Here is a 25,315-nt window from a genome sequence, read left to right on the forward strand (position 1 = left end):
CATGACTGTCTACGCCATTATCGGCGGCACCGGCCTGACCCAGCTGGAAGGTTTGACCATTCGCCAGGCGCTGTCCCTGGACACGCCCTATGGCGCGCCTTCGGCGGATATCCTGCGTGGTGAGTACACCGGTCGCGAGGTGCTGTTCCTGGCACGGCATGGCCATCCGCACCGCATTCCGCCGCACCAGGTCAACTACCGGGCCAACCTCTGGGCGCTGAAACAGGCCGGGGCCGAGGCGATTGTGGCGGTGAATGCCGTCGGCGGTATTCACCCGGCCATGGGCACCGGACATTTCTGCGTCCCACACCAGATCATCGATTACACCTCCGGGCGTGAGCACACCTTCTTCGCGGGTGAGCTGGAGCATGTGACCCACGTGGATTTCAGCTACCCCTACGATGCTGCGCTGCGCGAGCAGTTGACGGCAGCGCTGGCGGCGGGAGGCTGCGCGTTCAGCGGGCATGGCGTGTATGCCTGCACCCAGGGGCCGCGGCTAGAGACGGTGGCCGAGATCGCCCGGTTGGAGCGCGACGGTTGCGACATCGTCGGCATGACCGGCATGCCGGAAACGGTGCTGGCCCGCGAGCTGGCGTTGCCCTATGCCTGTCTGGCGCTGGTGGTCAACCCGGCGGCCGGCAAGTCGGCTGGGATCATCACCATGGCCGAGATCGAACAGGCACTGGCCGAAGGCATCGACAAGGTCAAGGCGGTATTGGCCAGGGTGTTGGGGGAATAAGAAGCTGTAAGCCTTAAGTTCGTAGGGTGGGTTAGCCGCGCAGCGGCGTAACCCACCAAGGGTGCCGCCAAGCATCGCCACTTGCGGGCCGGATGGTGGGTTACGCCTACTAACCCACCCTACAGTCCTGGACCGGTGAAGGGCTGCGCCGCGAGGCGGTGGTCAACCTCAAACTGCCGATGAAGCAGCGTTACGCCTAAGTGCGGCGCCTGCTCGAGCGTATCGAGGACGGCTTTGTCGCGCGCGGCATCAAGGTCGCCATCGGCTGCAAACAGCTCCATCACGACCGCGAAGAAGTCTGCGCCGCTTAGGCAAGTAGTAGAACCCCTCAGGCCTCTCTCATGTAGGTTGGCGATCACGGCAATTGGCTGTTAGCCAGGCGCGGCGGCAAGGGCTGTAGCCCGGGCAGCTCGATTTCCCCGCGCAGGGTCACCGATGACGGCTGCCAGGAACTGTTGAACAGGTACTGGCCGCTGAAACCACTGATCCGCAGGCCTAGCACATCGCCGGGTTGCAGCACGCTGCTGATGGCCGCCAAATCAGTCTCGGCCTGCCCGGTCAGCGGGGTGACTTGTTCGCTCAGTACTTCGCTGCTGCCATCGGCGCGCTGCACCACTAAGGAGGCGAACAGGGTGGGTGCTTGCGCATCTTCAGCCAGATAAATACGCGGTACGCCGACCAGCGCGCTGGTTTCTTGCGCCGTGTGCAGCGGGATAAAGCGAGCCGGCTCCAGCAGGCCGCTGCTCAGTGGGCGAATCTGGGTTGCCGGCAGAGTGAGTCGTTGCTGGGCTGCGGGCAGCTGTTGCAGCGCCAGGCCCTGCTCCAGGTTCAGGCTCAGGCAGAGTTCCGGCACGCTGGCGGCCACACCGGTGCGGCCGTCCAGTTTGTCTTGGTACCAGGCGACTATCGCCTGATACAGATTGATCGCGCGGTCACCGCAGTGCAGCACGGGCTCGTTGTTGAAGGGCGGCAGGCCGCTCCAGCTCTGCATGGGCGGCGGCAAGATGTGCCCGCCCTGCATGCCCAGCAGGCGTATGTCGGCATCGCCCTGTTGCAGGCAGTCGCGAATCGCCAGGCCCTGGTTGAGCGGGAACAAGGTGTCGCGCATGCCCTGGATCAACAGGGTGTCGGCGTGGGGGCGCTGGCCGCGGGCGCAGTAGCTGGTCAGGCTATGGGCCTTGAGTTCGGCTTGCGCTTGCGTGGTCATCTCGCCGCCAGCGCTTTTCAGGTAGGGCGGCTGGGCGAACTTGCCGAGGTCATAACCGGTGGTCATGCCGAGGCCGAGCAATACGCCGGTCCAGCCGACCTTCATGTGGCCGCCCGGTGCCAGCGCTTCGGCGAGGTCGTACCAGGTGGCGATGGGCACCAGGGCGTCGATGCGCGGGTCCTCGGCCGAAGCCAGCAACTGCACGGCGCCGCCGTAACTTTCACCGAGCATGCCGACCCGTGGATCGTTCGGCCCGTCCATGCGCAGGCGCGGCAGGTGTTGCGCCGCCCAGTCGATCACGGCGAGGGCGTCCTGCACCTCGTAGCGCGGGTCCATCATCTCGATATTGCCATCGCTGCCACCCCAGCCGCGCTGGTCGTAACTGATCACCCAGAAGCCGGCTTGCCAGGCTTTCAGGGCCGCGCGCCCGGACATCATCTGGGTGCCGTAGAAACTCTCCGGCCCGGTCACGCGCCAGCCGCCCCAGCCGTGGGTCTGCACTATCACCGGGGCACTGGCGCCGGCTTTCAGGGCCGGCTGGAAGACCGTGGCAGAGAGTTTGGTGCCGTCGCGACCGAGAATGACCGCTTCGAAGTGCGTGGCCGGTAAGTCCTGATCGGCCGTGGCGGCGAAATCCGGCAATTGATCACGAGCGGCGCAGCCACTCAGTAGCAGGGCGGTAAGCAGGAGCAAACTCAGGCGCATGGCGGCAAGCTCTTAATTTCTTATGGCAAATAAGGCTGCAGCTTGCCGCAACGCGGGCTTAGTGGCTGCCCATCCAAGGTTGTGTCAGCCGGGCGCAGTAGTTTTCACACGGCCTGAATCGGACGGGTGAAGGTGACCTCAGGGTCAGCTTTGCGCGACAATGGCCATCAGTTTTTGGAGCGCCTCAATGTCTGAACTCGATACCACGCTGGCTGACGCCATTCTGGACGCCACGGGCCTGTATTGCCCCGAGCCGGTCATGCTGCTGCACAACAAGGTGCGCGACCTGCCAGCCGGTGGTTTGCTCAAGGTGATCGCGACCGATCCCTCGACGCGCCGCGACATCCCCAAGTTCTGCATGTTCCTCGGCCATGAGTTGCTGGAGCAGCAGGAAGAGGCGGGGACCTATCTGTACTGGATTCGCAAGAAGAGCTCATAAGCGATCTATTGGGACGCGCTAGCCGCCGTGCCGGCTCATGACGATGAATAAACCGCGGCGCTGCTGCGGATACGCTGGCGCGCACTACGGGCCAGGCGAATCGTCAGCATCAGCGCGGCGCACGTCAGGCCGACAATCAATCCCTGCCACAGACCGCGTGGTCCGCTGGGCTCGCCGAACCAATCCGACAGCCCCAGCGCATAGCCCACCGGCAGGCCGATGCCCCAATAGGCGAACAGGGTCATGAGCATGGTCGCGCGGGTGTCTTGGTAGCCGCGCAGGGCGCCGGCGGCGGTCACCTGAATGGCGTCGGAGAACTGGAACAGCGCGGAGAAGATGATCAGCGTCGAGGCCACGGCGATGACCGTTGCATCCGGGGTATAGATCTGCGCGATGCTGGCGCGCAGCCACAGCATCAGGCTGGCCGAGACGCACGCATAGGCCAGCGCGGTGGCGATTCCCAGCCCCGCGACAAAGCGCGCCTCACGCGGCTCGCCACGGCCCAGGGCTTGGCCGACGCGGACGGTGACCGCCATGCCCAGCGCATAGGGAATCATGAACACCAGTGAGCTGAAGTTCAGCGCGATTTGATGGCCGGCGACGACGTGGGCGCCCAGGCCGCCGATCAGCAGGGCGATCACCGCGAAGATACTCGACTCGGCAAACACGGCGATGCCGATTGGCACCCCGATGCTGAGCAGGCGTTGGATCACCTGCCAGCGCGGCCACTCGAAATGGCTGAACAGCTGACTGGCTTTGTACACCGGTGCCCAATGCACCCAGGCGAGCATGCCGAAAAACATGAACCACATCACCAGCGCGGTGGCCCAGCCACAGCCGGGGCCGCCCATCGCCGGCATGCCGAGGTGGCCATAGATGAACACGTAGTTCAGCGGGATATTCAGCAGCAACCCGCAGATGCCCAGCACCATACTCGGGCGGGTGCGACCGAGACCGTCACTGAAGCAGCGCAGCACATGGTAGAGCGCGACTGCCGGGATGCCGCTGCCGATGCCATACAGGTAAGTCATGCTCGGGCCGATCAGCTGCGGATCGACCTTCATCAGGTGCAATACCGGCTCGGCGCACCAGAGTAGGACGGCCGCGCCCAATCCCACGGCCAGCGCCAGCCACAGGGCCTGGCGTACCAACGGGCCGATCTCGGTTTCCTGGCCGGCGCCAAAACGTTGCGCGACCTTGGGCGTGGTCGCCAGGAGAATGCCGGTCATCAGCAGGAACACCGGCACCCAGATCGAGTTACCCAAGGCTACGGCGGCCAGGTCGCGCGGGCTGACACGGCCGGCCATCACCGCATCGACGAAACCCATGGCGGAGTGGGACAGCTGGGCAATCATGATCGGTAGAGCGAGGGTGAGCAGGGCGCGCAGTTCGCGGCGGGTGCGGTTGAAGCGTGATTCGCTGGCAGTCACGGGAATTCCATTGGTATATCAAGCACGCACTGTATCGGCAGTGGTGGCCGGGCACTCGTCCTGCCTGAGTGTTGCGGCGAGCGCTGAGGGCGCCATGGAGCAGGACTTGCTGGGGACTGCAGAGTCTACGCCCTGACGCATTGGTCAGGAAAGTGCGCTGCAACTGGTGCCGTGGCGGTACATGCCAAGGGCGACGAGCTGTAGTGGGCTGGCAGGGCGCGCGATCACAGCGCCAACGCGATTCGTCATTTACTGTGAACACGCCCTAGAATGGCAGCCTGATTTGCGGAGCCTGTTATGCGAATTCTTGCCGACGAAAATATTCCCCTGCTCGATGAGTTCTTTGCCGGATTCGGCGAGATTCGGCGTTTGCCGGGTCGCGCCTTCGATCGCGCGGCAGTGGCGGATGCCGATGTCTTGCTGGTGCGTTCGGTGACCGAGGTCAATCGCGCGCTGCTGCACGGCAGCCGGGTGCGCTTTGTCGGCACCTGTACCATCGGCACCGACCATCTCGACCTCGATTACTTCGCCGAGGCCGGCATTGGCTGGGCCCGCGCCCCCGGCTGCAATGCCCGCGGGGTGGTCGATTATGTACTCGGCAGCCTGCTGAGCCTGGCCGAAGTGCGGGGCGTCGAGTTGGCCACGCGGACTTACGGGGTGGTGGGCGCCGGGCAGGTTGGCGGGCGCCTGGTCGAAGTGCTACGGGCTTTGGGCTGGCGCGTATTGGTCTGCGATCCACCGCGCCAGGCCGCGGAGGGCGGTGACTACGTCAGCCTCGATGAAATCCTCGTCGAGTGCGATGTGCTGAGCCTGCACACGCCGCTCACCTATGCTTCTGCGCAGCCGACATACCACCTGCTCGATGCCGAACGCCTGGTGCGGCTCAAGCCCGGTGCGTGGCTGATTAATGCCAGCCGTGGTGCGGTGGTGGATAACGCGGCGCTGCGCCAGTTACTCGCCCAACGCATGGATCTGGAAGCGGTGCTGGATGTCTGGGAAGCTGAGCCGGAAGTGGATGTGGAGCTGGCGGAGCTGTGCCTGATCGCCACCCCGCACATCGCCGGCTATAGCCTGGACGGCAAGCTGCGGGGCACCGCGCAGATTTACCAGGCTCTTTGCGCATACTTGGGCCTGGCGCCCAGCGTAGAGCTGGACGAGTTGCTGCCGCCGCCTTGGTTGACTGAGTTGGGCCTGGATGCCGCGACTGATCCGAGCTGGGCGCTGGGCCTGTTGTGCCGCGCGGTGTATGACCCGCGCCGTGACGATGCCGAGTTTCGCCGCAGCTTGGTGGGTTCTGCCGCGGCTCGCCGTGCCGGCTTCGATGCCTTGCGCAAGTACTACCCAGCGCGCCGCGAAATCGATGGCCTGCGGGTCCGTTTGAGTGGTGAGGCGCCAGAGTTGGTGCGGCTGGTAAGGGCGCTCGGGGCCACGCTGGCATAATCCCGGCGAACTGTTGCGCTGGTTAAAATGAAAAACCCGGGTGGGCGTCCGGGTTCAAATTTGCGGCAGTGTTCAGGCCCGCTTAGGGGCCGACACCCAAGCTTTATCCAGTTCGTTGCATGCGCGTTGAATCATGTGTTCGGTGATGGGGATTTCTCGCCCTTGGGCGTCGATGATCGCTCCACCGACCGGCTGCTGCGGTTTCAGCGGGACTGCGCGGCGCTCAGAAGTGCTGTTTTGCAAGCTCATGGCCTGTCTCCTCATCGGGTGGTTCGCCAAGTTTAGGTGGCCTAGATGAACGCTCGGTGACAGCTTTGGGCGGGTTCTAACAGTCGACTTTCGATCTTATAAAAAATTATTCCCACAGTAAGACGAGTTCAACGAGGTAGGAATGTCACGCTTTCATCTGGGCCTGATCATCAATCCACTGGCCGGTCTGGGCGGCCCGGCGGCGCTCAAAGGCAGCGATGGGGTTGCCGCTGAGGCTCTGGCGCGCGGTTCAGAACCGCGCGCGGCGCTGCGTACGCGGATCGCGCTGGAGTGTCTGCGGCCGCTGGCCGAACGCATCGAGTTCCTCAGCTTTCCCGGCCCTATGGGAGGCGACTTGTTGCGCGAGATGGGTTTTGCTCATCGCCTGCTGGGTGAGTTAAACGAGGGCATGACTAGGGCGGACGACACCCGGAAGGCCGTCGAAGCGCTGCAAACTGCCGGCGTCGCGCTGATCCTGTTTGCCGGCGGCGACGGCACGGCGCGGGATGTGTGCGCTGTAGCCCGGCAAAACCAGCCGGTGCTGGGTATTCCGGCCGGGGTGAAGATTCATTCCGGGGTTTACGCCATCAGTCCGCGCGCGGCAGGTGAGTTGACCCGCCGCCTGATCGAGGGCGGCCTGGTTCGCCTGGCCAGCGGTGAAGTGCGGGACCTCGACGAAGCTGCGTTGCGCGAGGGCCGGGTGGCCGCCCGTTGGTACGGCGAGCTGTGCGTGCCGCAGGAGGGCGGTTATATGCAGCAGGTCAAACAAGCCGGTATGGAGTCCGAAGAGTTGGTGCTGAGCGAGTTGGCCGCCTGGCTGGAGGACACCTGGCAGCGCGATGTGCGTTACATCCTCGGCCCAGGTTCTACCCTGCATGGCTTGGCGCATAACCTTGGCCTGCAGACCACCTTGCTCGGCGTCGATGTGATCGAGAATGGCCAAGTCATCGCACAGGATGTCACCGAGGCGCAGCTGTTCGAGCTGGTCGATGGTTATCCGGCGTTTCTGCTGGTCACGGCCATCGGTGGGCAGGGGCATATTCTTGGTCGTGGTAACCAGCAGATCAGTCCGCGAATTCTGCGCGCGGTGGGCTTGGATCAGCTGCGAGTGGTGGCGACTAAACGCAAACTGGAAACTCTCGCCGGCCGCCCACTGCTGGTGGATAGCGGTGATCCGGCTTTGGATGAAGCCTTTCCGGATGCGATTCGGGTGTGGGCGGGATATAAGGAAGAGCTGCTTTACCCGCTTGGCTATGGGGCTTGAAGCAAAAACGCGCGGCCCGTCATTGCGTTACTGTCGCTCGGTCGAATGCAGCAAAGGATGTTTTTTATGAGTGCTGAAGGTTTCCCGCCCTTGATTCAGCCTGGCGCCCGCGTGGTGCTGTTCGACGGGGTCTGCAAGCTGTGCAATGGCTGGGTGCGGTTTTTGCTTCGTTATGACCGTGAGCAGCTGTTCAAGCTGGCCTCGGTGCAATCGGCGGAAGGGCAAGCGATTCTGCGTTGGTATGGGTTGCCGACCGAGACCTTTGAAACCATGGCCTATATCGAGGGGCGTGAGTTGTTCGTGCGTTCCGAGGCGATCTTGCGGATAGTTGGCCAACTGCACTGGCCCTGGCGTGCTTTGCTAGTGCTGCGGCTTATCCCGAGGCCGCTGCGCAATTGGCTGTACGATCGCATTGCGTTGAATCGCTATCGCCTATTTGGCAAATATGACGCTTGTCTTTTACCCAGCCCCGAGCATGCTCGACGCTTTCTGCATGCCGATGCCTGAATTCATAGAATAAGTGCAGCGCGTGCCCAGCCCGTTGGACAGCCTGAATGGCACGGATCGCTCGGGCGCGGGCTTTCGTTTCACCTAATTGAGTCTTACTTATCTATGGCTGCACTTCTCTCATCCCGTCAGCGCAATGCGCTACGCATGACTCGCCGCTTTGTCGCGCCTTATCGCTGGCAGGTGATCGGCGCCTTGCTGGCGTTGCTGTTTACTGCGGGCATTACCTTGTCCATGGGGCAGGGCGTCAAGCTGTTGGTGGATAAGGGCTTCGCTACGCAATCGCCAGCCATGCTCAATCAGTCGATTGCGCTGTTCATGTTTCTGGTTGTGGCGTTGGCGGTCGGCACCTTTACCCGCTTTTATCTGGTGTCGTGGATTGGTGAGCGCTTTGTCGCGGATATTCGCAAGCGCGTGTTCAACCACTTGATCAACCTGCATCCGGGCTTTTACGAGACCAATCGCAGCTCCGAGATTCAGTCGCGGCTAACCGCGGATACCACGCTGTTGCAGTCGGTGATTGGCTCATCGCTGTCGATGGCGTTGCGCAATGCACTGATGCTGATTGGCGGGATCATTCTGCTGTTCATTACCAACCCCAAGCTCTCGGCGATCGTGATTGCGGCCCTGCCTTTGGTGATCGCGCCGATCCTGATCTTCGGTCGCCGGGTACGCAGTCTTTCCCGCTTGAGTCAGGATCGGGTCGCCGATGTTGGCAGCTATGTCGGCGAAACGCTGGGGCAGATCAAGACGGTGCAGGCCTACAACCATCAGGAAGAGGATAAGAGTCGTTTCGGTGGCACCGTGGAAGAGGCCTTCAACACCGCGCGCCAACGCATTGCCCAGCGCGCCTGGCTGATTAGCGTGGTGATTTTGCTGGTGCTGGGCGCCGTCGGGGTGATGCTCTGGGTCGGCGGTATGGATGTGATCGCCGGGCGTATTTCCGGTGGCGAGTTGGCGGCGTTTGTCTTCTACAGCCTGATTGTCGGTACCGCGTTTGGCACGCTGAGCGAAGTGATCGGCGAGTTGCAGCGCGCGGCGGGGGCGGCCGAGCGGATTGCCGAGTTGTTGCAGGCGCGCAGTGAAATCAACCCGCCGACCGGCCAACAAGCGCAGTTACCGCAGCCGGTGAGCGGGCGAATCGTGCTGGAGTCGGTGCGCTTTGCTTATCCGACGCGCCGCGAAAGTTATGCCGTCGATGGCATCAGCCTGGTGGTCGAGCCCGGTGAAACGTTGGCCTTGGTGGGTCCATCCGGAGCGGGTAAATCCACGCTGTTTGATTTGCTGTTGCGCTTTTTCGACCCGCAAGAGGGCCGCATCCTGCTCGAGGGGCAGCCTATCGCTCAACTGGACCCGCAGGCTCTGCGCCGTTGTTTCGCCCTGGTTTCGCAAAGCCCGGCGTTGTTCTTCGGCAGCGTCGAAGAAAATATCCGCTACGGCAAAGCCGCGGCCTCGCACGCCGAAGTCGAGGCCGCGGCGCGCGCCGCGCATGCGCACGACTTCATCATGAAAATGCCCAACGGCTACCAGACTCATCTGGGCGACAGCGGTCTGGGGCTCTCTGGTGGTCAACGACAACGCCTGGCCATCGCCCGCGCCTTGTTAGTCGATGCGCCGATTCTGCTGCTGGATGAAGCCACCAGTGCCTTGGATGCGGAAAGCGAGCATCTGATCCAGCAAGCGCTGCCAAGGCTGATGCGTGGGCGCACCACGCTGGTGATTGCGCATCGGCTGGCGACGGTACAGAACGCCGACCGCATTGCGGTGATCGAGCACGGCAAGTTGATTGCCATCGGCAGCCACCAAGAACTGGTGGCGACTAACGAGTTGTATCGGCGGCTGGCCGAGTTGCAGTTCAATACTGTGGACGCTGTGGCCTGAGTCCGCTTCCTTAATCCGCGTTGGCTCCTCGCGGGTGGGCTGTCGCTTTACTGTGTTTGATGAAGCTGAGTCTGGTCAGTTCAGGCTCAGCTTTTTAGGTTTGGGCTTGACCGTCGTGGCGGTGCCTACCGACGCGATAATAATCGCTCCGATGGCCAGCCATTGCGTCAGGTTCAGTTGTTCGTGCAGGAATAGCAGGCCTGCGAGCGCGGCAACCGCCGGTTCGATGCTCATCAACGTGCTGAAGGTGCGCGCGGGCAGGCGGGTGAGCGCGGCCATTTCCAGGCTGTAGGGCAGGGCTGTCGAGAGTATGGCGACAGCAATCGCGACGGGCAGCAGCGACCAGCTGAAGAGGCTGCTACCGACCTGCACCAGCCCGATCGGAAAGACGATCAACGCGGCAACAATCGTCCCCAGCGCGACGGTATGGGCGCCATGTTCAGCGCCGGCTTTTTGGCCGAAGACGATGTACAGCGCCCAGCACACGCCCGCGCCGAGGGCCAAACCCATGCCGACTGGATCGAGCTGCGCGCTCGCCTGATCGGTCGGCAACAGCAGCACCAGGCCCAGTACGGCCAGCGCGATCCAGGCAAAGTCGATGATCCGCCGCGAGGACAGCAGCGCCAGGACCAGTGGGCCGGTGAACTCCAGGGCCACGGCAATGCCCAGCGGCACGGTTTTCAGTGCCATGTAGAACATCAGGTTCATGCCACCCAGGGCTGCGCCATAGGCAATCAACGATCGACATGAGCGGGCAGTTACTCGGGCGCGCCAGGGGCGTATGACCAGGCACAAGATGACCGCGCCCAGGCCGAGGCGCAATGCCGAAGTGCCTTCGGCGCCGATGATCGGGAACAGTCCTTTAGCCAGGGAGGCGCCGCCCTGAATCGAGCACATGGCGATAAGCAGCAGGCCGATCGGCAGGAGGATTGACGGCGCGTGTTTAGACCCAGGCATGTTCGTGTCCGTTGATGAAAGCGGCTGCCGCTGTGCAATCTCGCAGGAAACCGTAGGCTGGCACATGGGCAAAAAAAACCGACCATTGAGGCCGGTTTTTTCATGCCCTGTTACTCAGCGATATTCGCAGAGGTAGGCAGTATCGACGGCGACTTTCAGCTGGAATTTGCTGTTGGCCGGCACCGTGAATTTGCTGCCCGCGGCGAAGGTTTCCCAAGCGTCGCTGCCCGGCAGCTTGACGGTCAGGGCGCCGGCGATGACGTGCATCACTTCCAGTTGGCTGGTGCCGAATTCGTATTCGCCTACGGCCATCACGCCGATGGTGGCTGGGCCGTCTGCCATGCCGAAGGCGATGGATTTGACGGTGCCGTCGAAGTACTCGTTGACCTTGAACATGTGGAATTCCTCGAAGGGGGCTAAAAAGGCCGGTCAGTATGCCCAACACGTTTCAGTGCGTCACCCGCTTTGCATGGCTTTAGGCGGGAAGCACTAAGGGCAGCAGGCGAGCGGTGTTGCGCGCATCTTCCAGGGCGCGGTGCTGCTGGCCGTTGAAGTGCAGGCCGGCCAGTTGCAGCGCGGTGTTCAGGCTCACCGGTCGCTGCAACTGGCGGGCTTCGGCGAAACGCTGCTTGAGGTTGAGATGTGGCACCGCGTTTAGCGTGCTATTGAGCTGCTGCTGGCGCCAATCCTGTTCCAGCTGGCGGCGGTCATACTCGCCCCAACTGGCCCAGCCGGTTAGGCGTGGATGATGCGCGGTCAGCCAGCGCTCGAATAAGGGCCAGACTGCAGCCAGTGGCGCGGCGGCATCCACATGCGCTTGGCTGATATGCGTGAGCTCGCGGCAGAAGTTAGTCAGGTAGGGCTTGCGCAATGGCCGGACGAAGCGCTGGAAGTGATCCAGCTCACGGCCGTCGGTGGACACCAGACAGGCGCCGATCTCGATGATCTCCATCTCGGCGATTGGCCAGCCACCCTCTTCCGTGGTGGCTTCCAGGTCGATTACCAACCAATATCCCATGGCCCCTCCGTTGTGCTTTCGGCAGTATGGAAGGGCTTTTCTGAGTCGGCAAACTGCATGCTAGGCTCTGGTTTGGTCGAACGATGGAGGTGAGCTATGGCTAAGGTGGCATTTATCGGGTTGGGCACGATGGGTTTTCACATGGCCGGACACTTGGCGTGTGAGGGGCATCAGGTCTGCGTGTATAACCGCTCGCCGGCCAAGGCTGAGCTTTGGTGTGACGAATTTGCTGGCGATAGCGCGGCCACCCCGCGTGAAGCGGCGCAGGGCGCCGAACTGGTGATGACCTGTGTCGGCAATGATGACGACTTGCGCAGTGTGCTGCTGGGCGCCGACGGTGCCTTTGCCGGCATGGCCGCAGGCAGTGTACTGGTCGATCACACCACGGCCTCCGCCAGCGTGGCTCGTGAACTGGGGGTGTTAGCTGCGGAGCGCGAACTGGGCTTTCTCGATGCGCCGCTGTCGGGTGGTCAGGCGGGTGCTGAGAACGGCATGCTGACGGTGATGGTCGGTGGTGAGCAGGCCTTCTACGAGCGCGCCGCGCCGGTGATCGAGAGTTACGCGAAGATGGTCAAGCTGATGGGCCCGATAGGCAGTGGTCAGTTGACCAAGATGGTCAACCAGATCTGTGTCGGCGGGCTAGTGCAGGCGCTGGCTGAGGCACTGCATTTCGCCCAGTGCGCAGGCCTGGATGCGCAGGGCGCGATGGAGGTGATAAGTCAGGGGGCGGCGCAGTCCTGGCAACTGGAGCACCGCCATCAGACCATGCTGGAGGGCAAGTTCGATTTCGGCTTCGCGGTGGACTGGATGCGTAAGGACTTCTCCATCGTCCTGGATGAAGCCAGCCGTAATGGTGCGCAATTGCCGGTCACCGCGCTGGTCGATCAATTTTATGCCGAGGTGCAGGCCATGGGCGGTGGTCGCTGGGACACCTCCAGCCTGATCGCGCGGCTGAAGCCGACATCGTAGGGGGGCAATTTATCGCACGCTGTAGGCTGGGAAGAGCCCTCTAGGGTGAAACCCAGCAATTAGATGAGCCCTACGAGCGGAAAATAAAATATACCGCGCCCAGCAAGCACAGGCCTGCCCACAGATAGTCGAGTTTCAGCGGTTGCTGCATATAGAACAGGCTGAAGGGCACGAAGATCGCCAGGGTGATGACTTCCTGCATGATCTTCAGTTGCCCCACGGACAGTTCGGTGTAGCCGATGCGGTTGGCCGGCACCATGATCAGGTACTCGAACAGCGCGATGCCCCAACTGATCAGTGCGGCGATGATCCAGGTTTTGCTGTTCAAGGTCTTCAGGTGGCCATACCAGGCAAAGCTCATAAAGACGTTGGAGAGGGCGAGCAGGGCGGAGGTTTGCAGCCAGATCGGCATGTTTGATGATTCCAGTGCAGTGAAGGCGCGCAGCCTAACTGGAGGTTTGCCAGGCAACAAGATTAAGTCGTGAGTGCTGGCGGTGGCCGGTGCTGTTCGTTCGGTAGCGGTTGTCTACAGTTGGCTTGAGTTTCTCATGGTGCTGATGCCAAAGCGGTGGATGCCCGAGTAAAATCGCTGCTCTGTTGGCTCAAGGTCTTGAGGTTGCCCGTCATGCAGTGCCGTTCTGGCTGTGGCGCTTGTTGTATTGCTCCTTCTATCAGCTCGGCGATTCCCGGAATGCCACACGGCAAGGCGGCCGGCGAACGCTGTTTGCACCTCTCGGTCGAACACCTGTGTGGGTTGTTCGGTAAGCCTGAGCGGCCGACGGTGTGCTTGGAGTTCGAAGCTGATCCCGAGGTCTGTGGCGACAGCAGTGAGCAGGCCATTCGTCTGCTCGGTTGGTTGGAACAGGCTACGGCGGTGACGCAGGGTCGTTCCAGATAATTCCCTTGCCCTGTCGAGCAGGGCCGATCATTGCACTTATGGATTGAATTCAGAAGGAGTAGAGCATGGGGTCGCTACGTCGAGTGGCTGTGCTGTGTGGCTTGAGCGTGCTGATGACAACCGCAGCCCATGCCGAGGGTTGGCAGTTGGCTAAAGACGAGGATGGCATCAAGGTTTATCTCAGCGAGGTGCCAGGTTCCAAGTACAAGGCGTACCGGGGCATTACCACCATCAAGGCGGATATGGCGACCCTGCGTGGCCTGCAAGAGGATGTCAGCGGTTCCTGTGCCTGGATTCATGAGTGCCGAGAGCAGAAGTTGCTTAAGAATGAGGGTGCAGAAAGCTGGACCTATACCCGTTTCAATACCCCTTGGCCGGTGACGCCACGCGACTCGGTGCTGCATGTGACGACCAAAGAGGATGCAGACGGCAGTGTCATCCGCATTCTTGAAGGTGTGGCGGACTATGTGCCGGCGGAGAAGGGTTTTGTCCGCGTGACCAAGGTCGAGGGCCTATGGAAGCTGACGCCGAAAGGTGCCGGGCAGGTTGAGGTTATTTATCAGGTGCAAACCGAGCCGGGTGGTAGTGTGCCGTCGTGGCTGGCCAACAGCTTTGTGGTGGATGCACCCTACAACACGCTGGAAGCCCTGCGTAGGCGGGCCGAGCAGCGCTAAACGATTGTCTAACGAAAAAGGCTGCCCAGAGGCAGCCTTTTTCTTTGCTCTTCTAGTCGAAGGGCTTATTTGCGCTCTTGCAGCGGTGCGATATTACGCTGCGGGTAGCCGGTGTACAGCTGGCGCGGGCGGCCAATCTTGTACGGGCTGGAGAGCATTTCTTTCCAGTGCGAGATCCAACCGACGGTACGCGCCAGGGCGAAAATCACGGTGAACATGCTGGTTGGAATGCCGATCGCTTTGAGGATGATGCCCGAATAGAAGTCGACGTTCGGGTACAGCGAGCGCTCGATGAAGTACGGATCGGTGAGGGCGATCTCTTCCAGGCGCATGGCCAGTTCCAGTTGCGGATCGTTGGTGATGCCCAGCTCTTTCAGTACTTCGTCGCAGGTCTGCTTCATCACAGTGGCACGCGGGTCACGGTTCTTGTAGACGCGGTGACCGAAGCCCATCAACTTGAACGGATCGTTCTTGTCCTTGGCCTTGGCGATGAAGGTGTCGATGTTCGACACATCGCCGATTTCGTCCAACATGCTCAGTACCGCTTCGTTGGCGCCGCCGTGAGCAGGACCCCAGAGTGCGGCAATACCGGCGGCGATACAGGCAAACGGGTTGGCGCCCGAAGAGCCGGCCAGGCGTACGGTGGAGGTCGAAGCGTTCTGCTCATGGTCGGCATGCAGGATAAAGATCCGATCCATCGCCTTGGCCAACACCGGGTTGATCGGTTTGATCTCGCACGGGGTGTTGAACATCATGTGCAGGAAGTTTTCTGCATAAGTCAGGTCGTTGCGCGGGTACATCATCGGCTGACCCATGGAGTACTTGTACGCCATGGCGGCCAGGGTCGGCATCTTGGCAACCAGGCGCATGGCCGAGATTTCGCGATGCTGTGGGTTCTGGATGTCCAGCGAGTCGTGGTAGAAGGCCGAGAGGGCGCCAACCACGCCGCACATGACTGCCATCGGATGGGCGTCGCGGCGGAAACCGTTGAAGAAGCTCTTCAGTTGTTCATGAACCATGGTGTGGTTCTTGATGGTGCTGACGAACTTGGCTTTCTGCTCAGCGGTCGGCAGTTCGCCATTCAGGAGCAGATAGCAGGTTTCCAGGTAGTCAGATTGCTCAGCGAGCTGCTCAATCGGATAGCCACGGTGCAGAAGAATACCGTTGTCACCATCGATATAGGTGATCTTCGACTCGCAAGAGGCGGTCGACATAAAGCCAGGATCAAAAGTGAAATGGCCCGTGGCGGTTAAGCCCCGCACGTCTACTACATCGGGACCAACGGTGCCGGATAAAACGGGCAGCTCGACGGGGGCTGTGCCCTCGATGATCAACTGCGCTTTTTTGTCAGCCATGTGTGGCCTCCTATTTATGCTTGAAATCACCAGACTGCCCCCCACGCAGGGCCCGCCACACTATAGAGAGATAAATCCTAAAGTCAATTTGCCTGAACCCAGGCGGCAGAAGGGTTGTAGGGCAATTTTTTTGCGAAATTTGGCGCTATTTACGCCTTTTATATAAGGCGCGCAATGCGCTCTTTGGGGGAGGCCTTTGCGTTGTCATTAGTAACCTAACTGTCTATACTCTGCGTCCGACCGCCAGGGGCTTTAGGGCCCGTATTCTGGAGGTTGTCACTCCCTGGGTGGTGGGTACCTGACCAGTGCACTTCCCGACAACTTTGCCCTGATTGTTAGGGGCCCTTCAGTGTGAAAAAAAGCCGTGAATAGCCAAAGACCTGTAAACCTAGACTTAAGGACGATCAAACTCCCAGTCACTGCTTACACGTCCATCCTGCACCGGATTTCCGGTGTCATCCTCTTCCTGGGTCTCGGCGTGCTGCTGTTCGCACTCGACAAGTCCCTGGCGTCCGAGGAAGGCTTCGAGCAGGTGAAAGCGTGTCTGGCCAGCCCTCTGGCCAAATTTGTGATCTGGGGCCTGCTGTCCGCGTTGCTGTATCACTTGGTGGCCGGTGTGCGCCATCTGATCATGGACATGGGCATCGGTGAGACGCTGGAAGGCGGCAAACTGGGCTCGCAAATCGTTCTCGCCACTTCGGCGGTGTTGATCGTGCTGGCGGGAGTGTGGATATGGTAACCAACGTCACGAACTTTTCGCGTTCTGGCCTCTACGATTGGATGGCGCAGCGCGTTTCTGCGGTTGTTCTCGCGGCTTATTTCCTCTTCCTCATTGGATACCTCGTTGTTCACCCAGGCCTGGACTACAGCGTCTGGCACGGTCTGCTCTCGCAGAGCTGGATGCGCATTTTCAGCCTTCTGGCCCTGGTTGCCCTTGGCGTTCACGCCTGGGTCGGCATGTGGACAATCTCCACTGACTACCTGACCCCGATGGCGTTGGGTAAGTGGGCGACCGGCGTGCGTTTTCTGTTCCAGGCAGCGTGTGGCATTGCCATGTTCGCGTTCTTCGTCTGGGGTGTGCAGATTCTTTGGGGTATCTGATTCATGGCTAACATTAGTACGCTTTCCTTCGACGCCATCATTGTTGGCGGCGGCGGTGCCGGCATGCGCGCCGCGCTGCAGCTGGCCCAGGGCGGCCATAAGACCGCTGTAGTGACCAAGGTCTTCCCGACCCGCTCCCACACCGTATCCGCTCAGGGTGGCATCACCTGCGCTATCGCTTCGGCCGACCCGAATGACGATTGGCGCTGGCACATGTACGACACCGTCAAAGGTTCCGACTATATCGGTGACCAGGACGCTATCGAATATATGTGCTCTGTCGGCCCGGAAGCCGTGTTCGAGCTGGAACACATGGGCTTGCCATTCTCCCGTACCGAACAAGGCCGCATTTATCAGCGTCCTTTCGGCGGTCAGTCGAAAGACTTCGGCAAGGGCGGCCAGGCCGCTCGTACCTGCGCCGCTGCCGACCGTACCGGTCATGCACTGCTGCACACCCTGTATCAGGCCAACCTCAAGGCCAACACCGTATTCCTCAATGAGTGGTACGCAGTTGATCTGGTGAAGAACCAGGACGGCGTCATCGTCGGCATCATCGCTATCTGCATTGAAACCGGCGAAACCTCCTTCATTCGCTCCAAGGCCACAGTGCTGGCTACCGGCGGTGCAGGGCGCATCTACTCGTCGACTACCAATGCCCTGATCAACACCGGTGACGGCGTGGGCATGGCCCTGCGTGCAGGCGTGCCGGTGCAGGACATCGAAATGTGGCAGTTCCACCCGACTGGCATCGCCGGTGCAGGTGTGCTGGTTACCGAAGGTTGCCGTGGTGAAGGTGGTTACCTGATCAACAAGCATGGCGAGCGTTTCATGGAGCGTTATGCTCCGAACGCCAAAGACCTGGCTGGCCGTGACGTAGTTGCGCGCTCCATGGTTAAAGAGATCATCGCCGGTAACGGTTGTGGTCCGGATGGCGATCACGTGATGCTCAAGCTCGACCACCTGGGTGAGGAAGTGCTGCACAGCCGCCTGCCGGGTATCTGCGAGCTGTCGAAGACCTTTGCTCACGTCGATCCGGTTACTGCTCCGGTTCCTGTGGTTCCGACCTGCCACTACATGATGGGCGGTGTAGCCACCAACATTCATGGCCAGGCGATCACCCAGGACGCTAACGGTAACGACACCATCATCCCAGGCCTGTTCGCCGTCGGTGAAGTGGCTTGCGTATCGGTTCACGGTGCTAACCGTTTGGGCGGCAACTCGTTGCTCGACCTGGTGGTGTTCGGCCGTGCGGCCGGGATCCACTTGGAAAAAACCCTGAAAGAAGGCGTTGAGTACCGTAACGCTAGTGATACGGATCTCGACGTAGCCCTGGCTCGCTTGAACGGCTTGAACGAGCGCAAGGCTGGCGAAGACGTGGCACCGCTGCGTAAAGAGTTGCAAAGCTGCATGCAGAACTACTTCGGTGTATTCCGTACGGGTGAATACATGCAGAAGGGTATCGCGCAGTTGGCCGATCTGCGCGAGCGCATCGCCACTGTCAAAATCGCCGACAAGAGCCAAGCGTTCAACACCGCGCGTATCGAAGCGCTGGAACTGCAAAACCTTCTTGAGGTGGCTGAAGCCACTGCGATTGCTGCCGAGGTTCGTAAAGAGTCCCGTGGTGCGCACGCGCGTGAAGACTTCGAAGATCGCGATGACGAAAACTGGCTGTGCCACTCCCTGTATTTCCCAGGTGAGAAGCGCGTGGCCAAGCGTGCCGTCAACTTCGCGCCGAAGACGGTTCCGGCGTTTGAACCCATGATTCGTACTTACTAAGGGTGGCCGATATGTCCCAAGCCAAACTGTTGCAAGTAAGCGTTTATCGCTACAACCCGGATCAAGATGCTGCTCCGTTCATGCAGGAGTTCCAGGTCAATACCGATGGTAAAGACATCATGGTCCTCGACGTACTGGCGCTGATCAAAGAGCAGGACGAAGGTTTCTCTTACCGTCGTTCCTGCCGTGAGGGCGTCTGTGGTTCCGACGGCATGAATATCAATGGCAAGAACGCTCTGGCCTGCGTTACTCCGCTGTCGGCGGTGGTGAAAGGCAACAAGCTGATCGTTCGTCCATTACCGGGCCTGCCGGTCATTCGTGACTTGGTGGTCGATATGAGCATCTTCTACAAGCAGTACGAGAAGGTGAAACCCTTCCTGCTCAACGACACGCCGGCGCCGGCAATCGAGCGTCTGCAGTCGCCGGAAGAGCGTGAGAAGCTGGATGGTTTGTACGAGTGCATCCTGTGCGCCTGCTGCTCGACGTCCTGCCCGTCCTTCTGGTGGAACCCGGACAAGTTCCTCGGTCCAGCTGCGCTGCTGCAAGCCTATCGCTTCCTGGCTGACAGTCGTGACACCCAGACCGAAGAGCGTTTGGCTGCGTTGGATGATCCGTTCAGCGTATTCCGCTGCCGCGGCATCATGAACTGCGTGAGCGTCTGCCCGAAAGGTCTGAACCCGACCAAGGCCATCGGCCACGTGCGCAACATGTTGCTGCAAAGCGGTACCTGATTCGTTCTTTGCTACACCGGTAATACCTGCGGCGCTGGAATAGATTTCGGCGCCGTAGTTTTAGCTCGAGTCGCAGCTCACAAAGCCGCGATTCTTATTTGGAAAATTTGACGACCAGCAGGGGCATCCGGGCTGGTGCCCGGACTATCTGCGGGATCCGAAGTGGCTTTACCGAAGTCGCTGCCTTAGGACTTTTAAAGCCCATGCGGTTTCCACGCCGGTGGTGTCCCCTTACCGAGGGTGACCAAGCATGCAAGAAAGCGTGATGCAGCGCATGTGGGACAGTGCCCACCTATCCGGTGGTAACGCTGCCTATGTGGAAGAGCTCTACGAGCTCTACCTGCACGATCCCAACGCTGTGCCAGAAGAGTGGCGCACTTACTTCCAGAAGCTGCCCGCTGACGGCAACGTTGCGAACGACGTTTCCCATTCTACGGTCCGCGATCACTTCGTACTGTTGGCGAAAAACCAGCGTCGTGCTCAACCGGTGTCCGCCGGTAGCGTGAGCAGTGAGCACGAGAAGAAGCAGGTCGAAGTCTTGCGACTGATCCAGGCTTATCGGATGCGTGGCCACCAGGCTGCTCAGCTCGATCCGCTGGGGCTGTGGCGGCGTCGGGCACCCGCTGATTTGGCGATCAATCATTACGGCCTGACCGATGCCGATCTCGACACGACCTTCCGTACCGGTGAGCTTTACATCGGTAAAGAGGAAGCGACTCTACGCGAGATCTACGTAGCCTTACAGCAGACATATTGCCGCACCATTGGCGCCGAATTTACCCATATCGTCGATTCCGAGCAACGCAAGTGGTTCCAGCAGCGTCTGGAAAGCGTGCGTGGTCGTCCGACTGTGTCGGCTGAAGTTCAGAGCCATCTGCTTGAGCGTCTGACCGCTGCTGAAGGTCTGGAAAAATACCTGGGCACCAAATACCCGGGCACTAAGCGTTTCGGCCTGGAAGGCGGCGAGAGCCTGATCCCGCTGCTGGACGAAATCATCCAACGCTCCGGTTCCTACGGCACCAAGGAAATCGTCATCGGCATGGCCCACCGTGGCCGTCTGAACGTCCTGGTCAACACCTTCGGCAAGAACCCGCGCGACCTGTTCGACGAGTTCGAAGGCAAGAAGGTCGAGGGCCTCAGCTCCGGCGACGTCAAGTATCACCAGGGTTTCTCCTCCAACGTCATGACCGCAGGTGGCGAAGTGCACCTGGCGCTGGCATTCAACCCGTCCCACCTGGAGATCGTCTCTCCGGTGGTCGAGGGCTCCGTGCGCGCTCGTCAGGATCGCCGCAATGACATCGCCGGTGACAAGGTTCTGCCGGTTTCCCTGCACGGTGACGCGGCATTTGCCGGTCAGGGCGTGGTCATGGAAACCTTCCAGATGTCGCAAACCCGTGGTTTCAAGACGGGCGGCACCATCCACATCGTGATCAACAACCAGGTTGGCTTCACCATCAGTAACCCGGAAGACTCGCGTTCTACCGAGTACTGCACCGACGTTGCCAAGATGATCCAGGCGCCGATCCTGCACGTGAACGGCGATGACCCGGAAGCTGTGCTGTTTGTCACCCAGTTGGCCATCGACTACCGCATGCAGTACAAGCGCGACGTGGTGATCGATCTGGTTTGCTACCGCCGTCGCGGTCACAACGAGGCCGACGAGCCGAATGGCACCCAGCCGCTGATGTACCAGCAGATCGCCAAGCAGCGCACCACCCGTGAGTTGTATGCCGATGCTCTGACCCAGTCCAGTAGCCTCGATACTGCGCGGGTGCAGGCGAAGATCGACGACTATCGCAATGCGCTGGATAACGGCCAGCATGTGGTGAAAAGTCTGGTCAAAGAGCCGAACAAAGAGCTGTTCGTCGATTGGCGTCCCTACTTGGGTCATGCCTGGACCGCTCGTCACGACACCCGCTTCGAGCTGAAAACCCTGCAGGAACTGGCTGGCAAACTGCTGGAAACCCCAGAAGGTTTCGTGGTTCAGCGGCAGGTTTCCAAGATCCTCGAAGACCGCCAGAAGATGAGCGCGGGTGCGCTACCGATCAACTGGGGTTACGCCGAAACCATGGCGTACGCGACCCTGCTGTTCGAAGGCCATCCGGTGCGTATCACCGGCCAGGACGTGGGTCGCGGTACCTTCTCGCACCGCCATGCGGTGCTGCACAACCAGAAGGATGCCGGCACCTACCTGCCGTTACAGCATCTGTACGACGGTCAGCCGCGTTTCGATCTGTACGATTCGCTGTTGTCGGAAGAGGCGGTGCTCGCGTTCGAGTACGGCTACTCCACCACCAAGCCGGATGCGCTGGTGATTTGGGAGGCTCAGTTCGGTGACTTCGCCAACGGCGCCCAGGTGGTGGTCGACCAGTTCATCACCAGTGGCGAGCACAAGTGGGGCCGTCTCTGCGGTCTGACCATGCTGCTGCCGCACGGCTATGAAGGGCAGGGGCCTGAGCACTCTTCGGCGCGTCTGGAGCGTTACCTGCAGCTGTGTGCCGAGCACAACATTCAGGTGTGCGTACCGACTACCCCGGCGCAGGTTTACCACATGCTCCGTCGCCAGGTGATCCGCCCGCTGCGTAAGCCGTTGGTCGCATTGACTCCGAAGTCCTTGCTGCGCCACAAATTGGCCATCTCGACTTTGGAAGATCTGGCTGAAGGCTCGTTCCAAACCGTGATCCCCGAGACCGATGCAATCGATCCGAAGAAAGTGACCCGGTTGGTGCTGTGCAGCGGCAAGGTCTACTACGACTTGCTGGAAAAACGCCGTGCCGAAGGCCGCGAAGATATCGCCATCGTGCGTCTCGAGCAGCTGTATCCGTTCCCTGAAGAGGATCTGACTGAGGTTCTGGCTCCGTACAAGAATCTCAAGCACATCGTCTGGTGTCAGGAAGAACCGATGAACCAGGGCGCCTGGTATTGCAGCCAGCACCATATGCGGCGTGTTACCACTGCGCATAAGAAAGGCCTGTTCCTCGAGTACGCCGGCCGCGAAGGCTCCGCTGCTCCGGCCTGTGGTTACGCATCGATGCACGCCGAGCAGCAGGAAAGACTGCTGCAGGACGCCTTTACTGTTTAACGCCTTCATATAAAAGGCGGCTGCAACGCGCAGTAGCGGTGCAGCCGCCTCGTAGAAGAAACCGAATTTAAGGACCCGTACATAATGGCTATCGAGATCAAAGCCCCTACTTTCCCCGAATCGGTTGCCGACGGCACCGTTGCAACTTGGCACAAGAAGCCGGGCGATGCGGTCAAGCGTGACGACCTGATTGTCGATATCGAAACCGACAAAGTCGTCTTGGAAGTTCTGGCTACCGCCGACGGCGTTCTGGGCAGCATCGTCAAGAACGAAGGTGACACCGTTCTTTCCGATGAATTGCTGGGCACTATCGAAGCAGGCGGCGCCGCTGCCGCTCCAGTTGCTGCTGCGCCTGTCTCGGCACCTGCGGCACAAGCCGCTGCCCCGGCCGCTGCCGGCGAAGACCTGATCCTGTCGCCGGCCGCGCGCAAGCTGGCCGAAGAGAATGGCATCGACGTCAATCGCATCGCCGCCAGCGGCAAGGGCGGTCGGGTGACTAAGGAAGACGTGGTCGCGGCCATCGAAGCGAAGAAATCCGCGCCGGCTGTTGCGGCTCCTGTGGCCAAGCCGGCTGCTCCGGCTGCCGCTACCCCGGTTTTTGCTGCCGGTGATCGCGTCGAGAAGCGCGTACCCATGACCCGTCTGCGTACCAAGGTCGCCGAGCGTCTGGTTGAAGCGCAATCGTCCATGGCGATGTTGACCACTTTCAACGAAATCAACATGAAGCCGGTCATGGACCTGCGTTCGAAGTACAAGGATCTGTTCGAGAAGACCCACAACGGTGTACGCCTGGGCTTCATGTCCTTCTTCGTTAAAGCTGCGACCGAAGCACTCAAGCGTTTCCCGGGCGTGAATGCTTCCATCGACGGCGGCGACATCGTTTATCACGGCTACGCCGATGTCGGTGTTGCGGTCTCCAGCGATCGCGGTCTGGTGGTACCGGTTCTGCGTAACGCCGAACTGATGAGCCTGGCCGAAATCGAAGGCACTATCGCCGGCTACGGCAAGAAGGCTAAAGACGGCAAGCTGACCATCGAAGACATGACTGGCGGTACCTTCACCATCTCCAACGGTGGTGTGTTCGGTTCGCTGCTGTCGACGCCGATCGTCAACCCACCGCAAACCGCGATCCTGGGCATGCACAAGATCCAGGAGCGGCCGATGGCGGTGAATGGTCAGGTAGTGATTCTGCCGATGATGTATCTGGCCCTGTCCTATGACCACCGTCTGATCGACGGCAAGGAAGCGGTAACCTTCCTGGTCGCCATCAAGGATCTGCTGGAAGATCCGGCACGCCTGCTGCTGGATATTTGATCCGTTGTCTGATCACGGCGGTCCCCACGCGGGGCCGTCCGGTTTCATCCGAGAAGGAATGAGTTATGACCCAGAAATTCGACGTGGTAGTGATTGGTGCTGGCCCAGGGGGCTATGTGGCCGCCATCAAAGCCGCTCAACTTGGTCTGAAGACCGCCTGTATCGAGAAGTACCAGGACAAAGAGGGCAAGATCGCCCTCGGTGGTACCTGCCTGAACGTCGGCTGCATTCCGTCCAAGGCGCTGCTCGACAGCTCCTATAAATACCACGAGGCCCATGCCGGCTTTGCGATTCACGGGATCGAGGCCAAGGGTGTCACTATCGACGTACCGGCCATGGTCGCGCGTAAAAACGGCATCGTGAAGAACCTGACTGGCGGCGTCAGCACGCTGTTCAAGGCTAACGGCGTGACCCTGCTGGAAGGCCACGGCAAGCTGCTGGCGAACAAGCAAGTGGAAGTCACTGCGGGCGACGGCACCACTCAAGTGGTCGAAGCCACCAACGTGATCCTCGCTTCCGGCTCCAAGCCGATCGACATTCCACCGGCCTTGGTGAATCACGACACCATCGTCGATTCTACCGGCGCTCTGGATTTCCAGGCGGTACCGAAGAAGTTGGGCGTGATTGGTGCCGGCGTGATCGGCCTCGAACTGGGCTCGGTATGGGCCCGTCTGGGTGCCGAGGTGACAGTGTTGGAAGCCTTGGACAAGTTCCTCCCGGCTGCCGACGATCAGGTCGCCAAAGAGGCGTTGAAGATTCTCAGCAAGCAAGGTCTAAACATCCGTCTGGGCGCCCGTGTGACCGGTTCGGAAGTGAAGAAGAAGCAGGTCACCGTCAACTTCACCGATGCCGATGGCGAGCAGAAGATGGTGTTCGACAAGCTGATCGTGTCGGTCGGCCGTCGCCCGGTGACCACCGATCTGCTGGCCGCCGACAGCGGTGTGAACCTGGACGAGCGTGGCTTCATCTTCGTCGACGACTATTGCGCCACCAGCGTGCCGGGCGTCTACGCCATCGGTGACGTGGTGCGCGGCGCGATGCTGGCGCACAAGGCCTCGGAAGAGGGCGTGATGGTTGCCGAGCGTATCGCCGGCCACAAAGCGCAGATGAACTACGACCTGATCCCGTCCGTGATCTATACCCACCCGGAAATCGCCTGGGTCGGTAAGACCGAGCAGGTGCTCAAGGCCGAAGGCGTTGCGGTCAACGTGGGTACCTTCCCGTTCGCAGCCAGCGGTCGTGCCATGGCTGCCAATGACACCGTCGGTTTTGTCAAAGTCATCGCCGATGCCAAGACTGATCGCGTATTGGGCGTACACGTGATTGGCCCAGCCGCAGCCGAACTGGTTCAGCAGGGTGCCATCGGTATGGAGTTCGGCACCAGCGCCGAAGACCTCGGGATGATGGTTTTCTCTCACCCGACCATGTCCGAAGCGCTGCACGAAGCGGCCCTGGCCGTGAATGGCCACGCCATCCACATCGCCAACCGCAAGAAGCGTTAAAAACCTGTTCTGATCTGCTGCGCGTCGGTGATGCTGCGTTGAAATCGGGCTCAGAATGCTCATTTACTGCATGTAAA

Annotated in this window: 24 protein-coding genes and 1 pseudogene; 17 read left to right on the plus strand and 8 right to left on the minus strand. The window is 60.6% G+C overall.

The window, feature by feature from the left end; all coding sequences use genetic code 11:
- Position 1 precedes the first annotated feature (1 nt).
- Both FFS12_RS03140 and FFS12_RS03145 read left to right on the plus strand, forming a co-directional pair.
- Positions 2-739: an S-methyl-5'-thioinosine phosphorylase gene (locus FFS12_RS03140; protein ID WP_137885481.1), complete on the plus strand. Its 738-nt coding sequence runs from the start codon at positions 2-4 to the stop codon at positions 737-739.
- Between the two features lie 119 nt (positions 740-858).
- Positions 859-1,050: pseudogene (locus FFS12_RS03145) on the plus strand (23S rRNA (cytidine(2498)-2'-O)-methyltransferase RlmM); the annotation flags it as partial.
- Positions 1,051-1,094: 44 nt separating this feature from the next.
- On the opposite strand, the gene FFS12_RS03150 reads toward FFS12_RS03145, so the two are convergent.
- Entirely contained in the window at positions 1,095-2,651 is a 1,557-nt protein-coding gene (locus FFS12_RS03150) for an alpha/beta fold hydrolase (RefSeq protein WP_137885482.1), read from the minus strand.
- 187 nt (positions 2,652-2,838) lie between these two features.
- Here FFS12_RS03150 and tusA point away from each other — a divergent pair, with 187 nt between their 5' ends.
- Complete coding sequence (gene tusA / locus FFS12_RS03155; protein ID WP_137817256.1) at positions 2,839-3,090, plus strand: sulfurtransferase TusA; 252 nt, start codon at positions 2,839-2,841, stop codon at positions 3,088-3,090.
- A gap of 35 nt (positions 3,091-3,125) precedes the next feature.
- Here tusA and FFS12_RS03160 read toward each other — a convergent pair whose 3' ends face one another.
- Positions 3,126-4,520 (minus strand): MATE family efflux transporter, encoded by a 1,395-nt coding sequence (locus FFS12_RS03160; RefSeq protein WP_256657254.1) that lies wholly within the window; start codon positions 4,518-4,520, stop codon positions 3,126-3,128.
- Between the two features lie 297 nt (positions 4,521-4,817).
- On the opposite strand from FFS12_RS03160, the gene pdxB reads away from it, so the two are divergent.
- Positions 4,818-5,960, plus strand: a complete 1,143-nt coding sequence (gene pdxB / locus FFS12_RS03165; protein ID WP_137885483.1) for a 4-phosphoerythronate dehydrogenase PdxB — start codon at positions 4,818-4,820, stop codon at positions 5,958-5,960.
- A gap of 72 nt (positions 5,961-6,032) precedes the next feature.
- Here the strand turns inward: pdxB and FFS12_RS19830 are convergent, their stop codons facing one another.
- The gene (locus FFS12_RS19830) at positions 6,033-6,209 is read right to left on the minus strand and encodes a PA1571 family protein (RefSeq protein WP_171011800.1); all 177 of its coding nucleotides are present in this window, start codon (positions 6,207-6,209) and stop codon (positions 6,033-6,035) included.
- Positions 6,210-6,351: 142 nt separating this feature from the next.
- Here FFS12_RS19830 and FFS12_RS03170 point away from each other — a divergent pair, with 142 nt between their 5' ends.
- From FFS12_RS03170 to FFS12_RS03180, 3 genes are all read left to right on the plus strand, one after another.
- Positions 6,352-7,473, plus strand: a complete 1,122-nt coding sequence (locus tag FFS12_RS03170; protein WP_137885484.1) for an ATP-NAD kinase family protein — start codon at positions 6,352-6,354, stop codon at positions 7,471-7,473.
- Between the two features lie 66 nt (positions 7,474-7,539).
- A complete protein-coding gene (locus FFS12_RS03175) occupies positions 7,540-7,980 on the plus strand; it encodes a thiol-disulfide oxidoreductase DCC family protein (RefSeq protein ID WP_137885485.1) in 441 nt (146 codons plus the stop codon).
- A 105-nt stretch (positions 7,981-8,085) separates the two neighbouring features.
- Positions 8,086-9,861 (plus strand): ABC transporter transmembrane domain-containing protein, encoded by a 1,776-nt coding sequence (locus tag FFS12_RS03180; RefSeq protein WP_137885486.1) that lies wholly within the window; start codon positions 8,086-8,088, stop codon positions 9,859-9,861.
- A gap of 75 nt (positions 9,862-9,936) precedes the next feature.
- On the opposite strand, the gene rhtA is transcribed toward FFS12_RS03180, so the two are convergent.
- The 3 genes from rhtA to FFS12_RS03195 form a co-directional block, all read right to left on the minus strand.
- Entirely contained in the window at positions 9,937-10,818 is an 882-nt protein-coding gene (gene rhtA, locus FFS12_RS03185; RefSeq protein ID WP_137885832.1) for a threonine/homoserine exporter RhtA, read from the minus strand.
- Between the two features lie 114 nt (positions 10,819-10,932).
- Entirely contained in the window at positions 10,933-11,214 is a 282-nt protein-coding gene (locus FFS12_RS03190; protein ID WP_137885487.1) for a pyrimidine/purine nucleoside phosphorylase, read from the minus strand.
- A gap of 79 nt (positions 11,215-11,293) precedes the next feature.
- Positions 11,294-11,836: an exonuclease domain-containing protein gene (locus FFS12_RS03195; RefSeq protein ID WP_137885488.1), complete on the minus strand. Its 543-nt coding sequence runs from the start codon at positions 11,834-11,836 to the stop codon at positions 11,294-11,296.
- A gap of 96 nt (positions 11,837-11,932) precedes the next feature.
- Here FFS12_RS03195 and FFS12_RS03200 point away from each other — a divergent pair, with 96 nt between their 5' ends.
- A complete protein-coding gene (locus FFS12_RS03200) occupies positions 11,933-12,805 on the plus strand; it encodes an NAD(P)-dependent oxidoreductase (RefSeq protein ID WP_137885489.1) in 873 nt (290 codons plus the stop codon).
- A 70-nt stretch (positions 12,806-12,875) separates the two neighbouring features.
- Here the strand turns inward: FFS12_RS03200 and FFS12_RS03205 are convergent, their stop codons facing one another.
- Positions 12,876-13,217 (minus strand): DMT family protein, encoded by a 342-nt coding sequence (locus FFS12_RS03205; RefSeq protein ID WP_137885490.1) that lies wholly within the window; start codon positions 13,215-13,217, stop codon positions 12,876-12,878.
- 213 nt (positions 13,218-13,430) lie between these two features.
- On the opposite strand from FFS12_RS03205, the gene FFS12_RS03210 reads away from it, so the two are divergent.
- On the plus strand, positions 13,431-13,703 hold the full coding sequence (locus FFS12_RS03210; RefSeq protein WP_137885491.1) for a YkgJ family cysteine cluster protein: 273 nt from the start codon (positions 13,431-13,433) through the stop codon (positions 13,701-13,703).
- A 65-nt stretch (positions 13,704-13,768) separates the two neighbouring features.
- Positions 13,769-14,377, plus strand: a complete 609-nt coding sequence (locus tag FFS12_RS03215) for an START domain-containing protein (RefSeq protein WP_137885492.1) — start codon at positions 13,769-13,771, stop codon at positions 14,375-14,377.
- Between the two features lie 65 nt (positions 14,378-14,442).
- On the opposite strand, the gene gltA is transcribed toward FFS12_RS03215, so the two are convergent.
- Positions 14,443-15,732, minus strand: coding sequence for a citrate synthase (gltA, locus tag FFS12_RS03220; RefSeq protein WP_137885493.1), 1,290 nt, complete (start codon positions 15,730-15,732; stop codon positions 14,443-14,445).
- A 364-nt stretch (positions 15,733-16,096) separates the two neighbouring features.
- Here gltA and sdhC point away from each other — a divergent pair, with 364 nt between their 5' ends.
- From sdhC to lpdA, 7 genes are all read left to right on the plus strand, one after another.
- Positions 16,097-16,471 (plus strand): succinate dehydrogenase, cytochrome b556 subunit, encoded by a 375-nt coding sequence (gene sdhC, locus FFS12_RS03225; RefSeq protein ID WP_137885494.1) that lies wholly within the window; start codon positions 16,097-16,099, stop codon positions 16,469-16,471.
- Positions 16,465-16,833 carry a succinate dehydrogenase, hydrophobic membrane anchor protein gene (gene sdhD, locus FFS12_RS03230; protein ID WP_137885495.1) on the plus strand — a complete coding sequence of 123 codons (369 nt, stop codon included), beginning with the start codon at positions 16,465-16,467 and terminating at the stop codon, positions 16,831-16,833. Before sdhC ends, sdhD begins: the two co-directional genes overlap by 7 nt.
- Before the next feature lie 3 nt (positions 16,834-16,836).
- A complete protein-coding gene (gene sdhA / locus FFS12_RS03235) occupies positions 16,837-18,609 on the plus strand; it encodes a succinate dehydrogenase flavoprotein subunit (RefSeq protein WP_137885496.1) in 1,773 nt (590 codons plus the stop codon).
- 26 nt (positions 18,610-18,635) lie between these two features.
- Complete coding sequence (locus FFS12_RS03240; protein ID WP_137885833.1) at positions 18,636-19,340, plus strand: succinate dehydrogenase iron-sulfur subunit; 705 nt, start codon at positions 18,636-18,638, stop codon at positions 19,338-19,340.
- A gap of 250 nt (positions 19,341-19,590) precedes the next feature.
- Positions 19,591-22,422, plus strand: coding sequence for a 2-oxoglutarate dehydrogenase E1 component (locus tag FFS12_RS03245; protein ID WP_137885497.1), 2,832 nt, complete (start codon positions 19,591-19,593; stop codon positions 22,420-22,422).
- A gap of 84 nt (positions 22,423-22,506) precedes the next feature.
- The gene (gene odhB, locus FFS12_RS03250) at positions 22,507-23,736 is read left to right on the plus strand and encodes a 2-oxoglutarate dehydrogenase complex dihydrolipoyllysine-residue succinyltransferase (RefSeq protein ID WP_137885498.1); all 1,230 of its coding nucleotides are present in this window, start codon (positions 22,507-22,509) and stop codon (positions 23,734-23,736) included.
- A gap of 65 nt (positions 23,737-23,801) precedes the next feature.
- Positions 23,802-25,238 (plus strand): dihydrolipoyl dehydrogenase, encoded by a 1,437-nt coding sequence (gene lpdA / locus FFS12_RS03255; protein WP_137885499.1) that lies wholly within the window; start codon positions 23,802-23,804, stop codon positions 25,236-25,238.
- Positions 25,239-25,315: the final 77 nt, after the last annotated feature.

It is taken from the genome of Pseudomonas sp. 2FE (assembly GCF_005503735.1).
In the GTDB taxonomy this organism is placed as follows: Bacteria; Pseudomonadota; Gammaproteobacteria; order Pseudomonadales; family Pseudomonadaceae; genus Aquipseudomonas.

What these genes read in the sequence shown, in the direction of transcription:
- FFS12_RS03140 (WP_137885481.1), top strand. Translation starts at nt 2, where the DNA reads ATGACTGTCTACGCCATTATCGGCGGCACCGGCCTGACCCAGCTGGAA.
- FFS12_RS03150 (WP_137885482.1), bottom strand. Translation starts at nt 2,651, where the DNA reads ATGCGCCTGAGTTTGCTCCTGCTTACCGCCCTGCTACTGAGTGGCTGC.
- tusA (WP_137817256.1), top strand. Translation starts at nt 2,839, where the DNA reads ATGTCTGAACTCGATACCACGCTGGCTGACGCCATTCTGGACGCCACG.
- pdxB (WP_137885483.1), top strand. Translation starts at nt 4,818, where the DNA reads ATGCGAATTCTTGCCGACGAAAATATTCCCCTGCTCGATGAGTTCTTT.
- FFS12_RS19830 (WP_171011800.1), bottom strand. Translation starts at nt 6,209, where the DNA reads ATGAGCTTGCAAAACAGCACTTCTGAGCGCCGCGCAGTCCCGCTGAAA.
- FFS12_RS03170 (WP_137885484.1), top strand. Translation starts at nt 6,352, where the DNA reads ATGTCACGCTTTCATCTGGGCCTGATCATCAATCCACTGGCCGGTCTG.
- FFS12_RS03175 (WP_137885485.1), top strand. Translation starts at nt 7,540, where the DNA reads ATGAGTGCTGAAGGTTTCCCGCCCTTGATTCAGCCTGGCGCCCGCGTG.
- FFS12_RS03180 (WP_137885486.1), top strand. Translation starts at nt 8,086, where the DNA reads ATGGCTGCACTTCTCTCATCCCGTCAGCGCAATGCGCTACGCATGACT.
- rhtA (WP_137885832.1), bottom strand. Translation starts at nt 10,818, where the DNA reads ATGCCTGGGTCTAAACACGCGCCGTCAATCCTCCTGCCGATCGGCCTG.
- FFS12_RS03190 (WP_137885487.1), bottom strand. Translation starts at nt 11,214, where the DNA reads ATGTTCAAGGTCAACGAGTACTTCGACGGCACCGTCAAATCCATCGCC.
- FFS12_RS03195 (WP_137885488.1), bottom strand. Translation starts at nt 11,836, where the DNA reads ATGGGATATTGGTTGGTAATCGACCTGGAAGCCACCACGGAAGAGGGT.
- FFS12_RS03200 (WP_137885489.1), top strand. Translation starts at nt 11,933, where the DNA reads ATGGCTAAGGTGGCATTTATCGGGTTGGGCACGATGGGTTTTCACATG.
- FFS12_RS03205 (WP_137885490.1), bottom strand. Translation starts at nt 13,217, where the DNA reads ATGCCGATCTGGCTGCAAACCTCCGCCCTGCTCGCCCTCTCCAACGTC.
- FFS12_RS03210 (WP_137885491.1), top strand. Translation starts at nt 13,431, where the DNA reads ATGCAGTGCCGTTCTGGCTGTGGCGCTTGTTGTATTGCTCCTTCTATC.
- FFS12_RS03215 (WP_137885492.1), top strand. Translation starts at nt 13,769, where the DNA reads ATGGGGTCGCTACGTCGAGTGGCTGTGCTGTGTGGCTTGAGCGTGCTG.
- gltA (WP_137885493.1), bottom strand. Translation starts at nt 15,732, where the DNA reads ATGGCTGACAAAAAAGCGCAGTTGATCATCGAGGGCACAGCCCCCGTC.
- sdhD (WP_137885495.1), top strand. Translation starts at nt 16,465, where the DNA reads ATGGTAACCAACGTCACGAACTTTTCGCGTTCTGGCCTCTACGATTGG.
- sdhA (WP_137885496.1), top strand. Translation starts at nt 16,837, where the DNA reads ATGGCTAACATTAGTACGCTTTCCTTCGACGCCATCATTGTTGGCGGC.
- FFS12_RS03245 (WP_137885497.1), top strand. Translation starts at nt 19,591, where the DNA reads ATGCAAGAAAGCGTGATGCAGCGCATGTGGGACAGTGCCCACCTATCC.
- odhB (WP_137885498.1), top strand. Translation starts at nt 22,507, where the DNA reads ATGGCTATCGAGATCAAAGCCCCTACTTTCCCCGAATCGGTTGCCGAC.
- lpdA (WP_137885499.1), top strand. Translation starts at nt 23,802, where the DNA reads ATGACCCAGAAATTCGACGTGGTAGTGATTGGTGCTGGCCCAGGGGGC.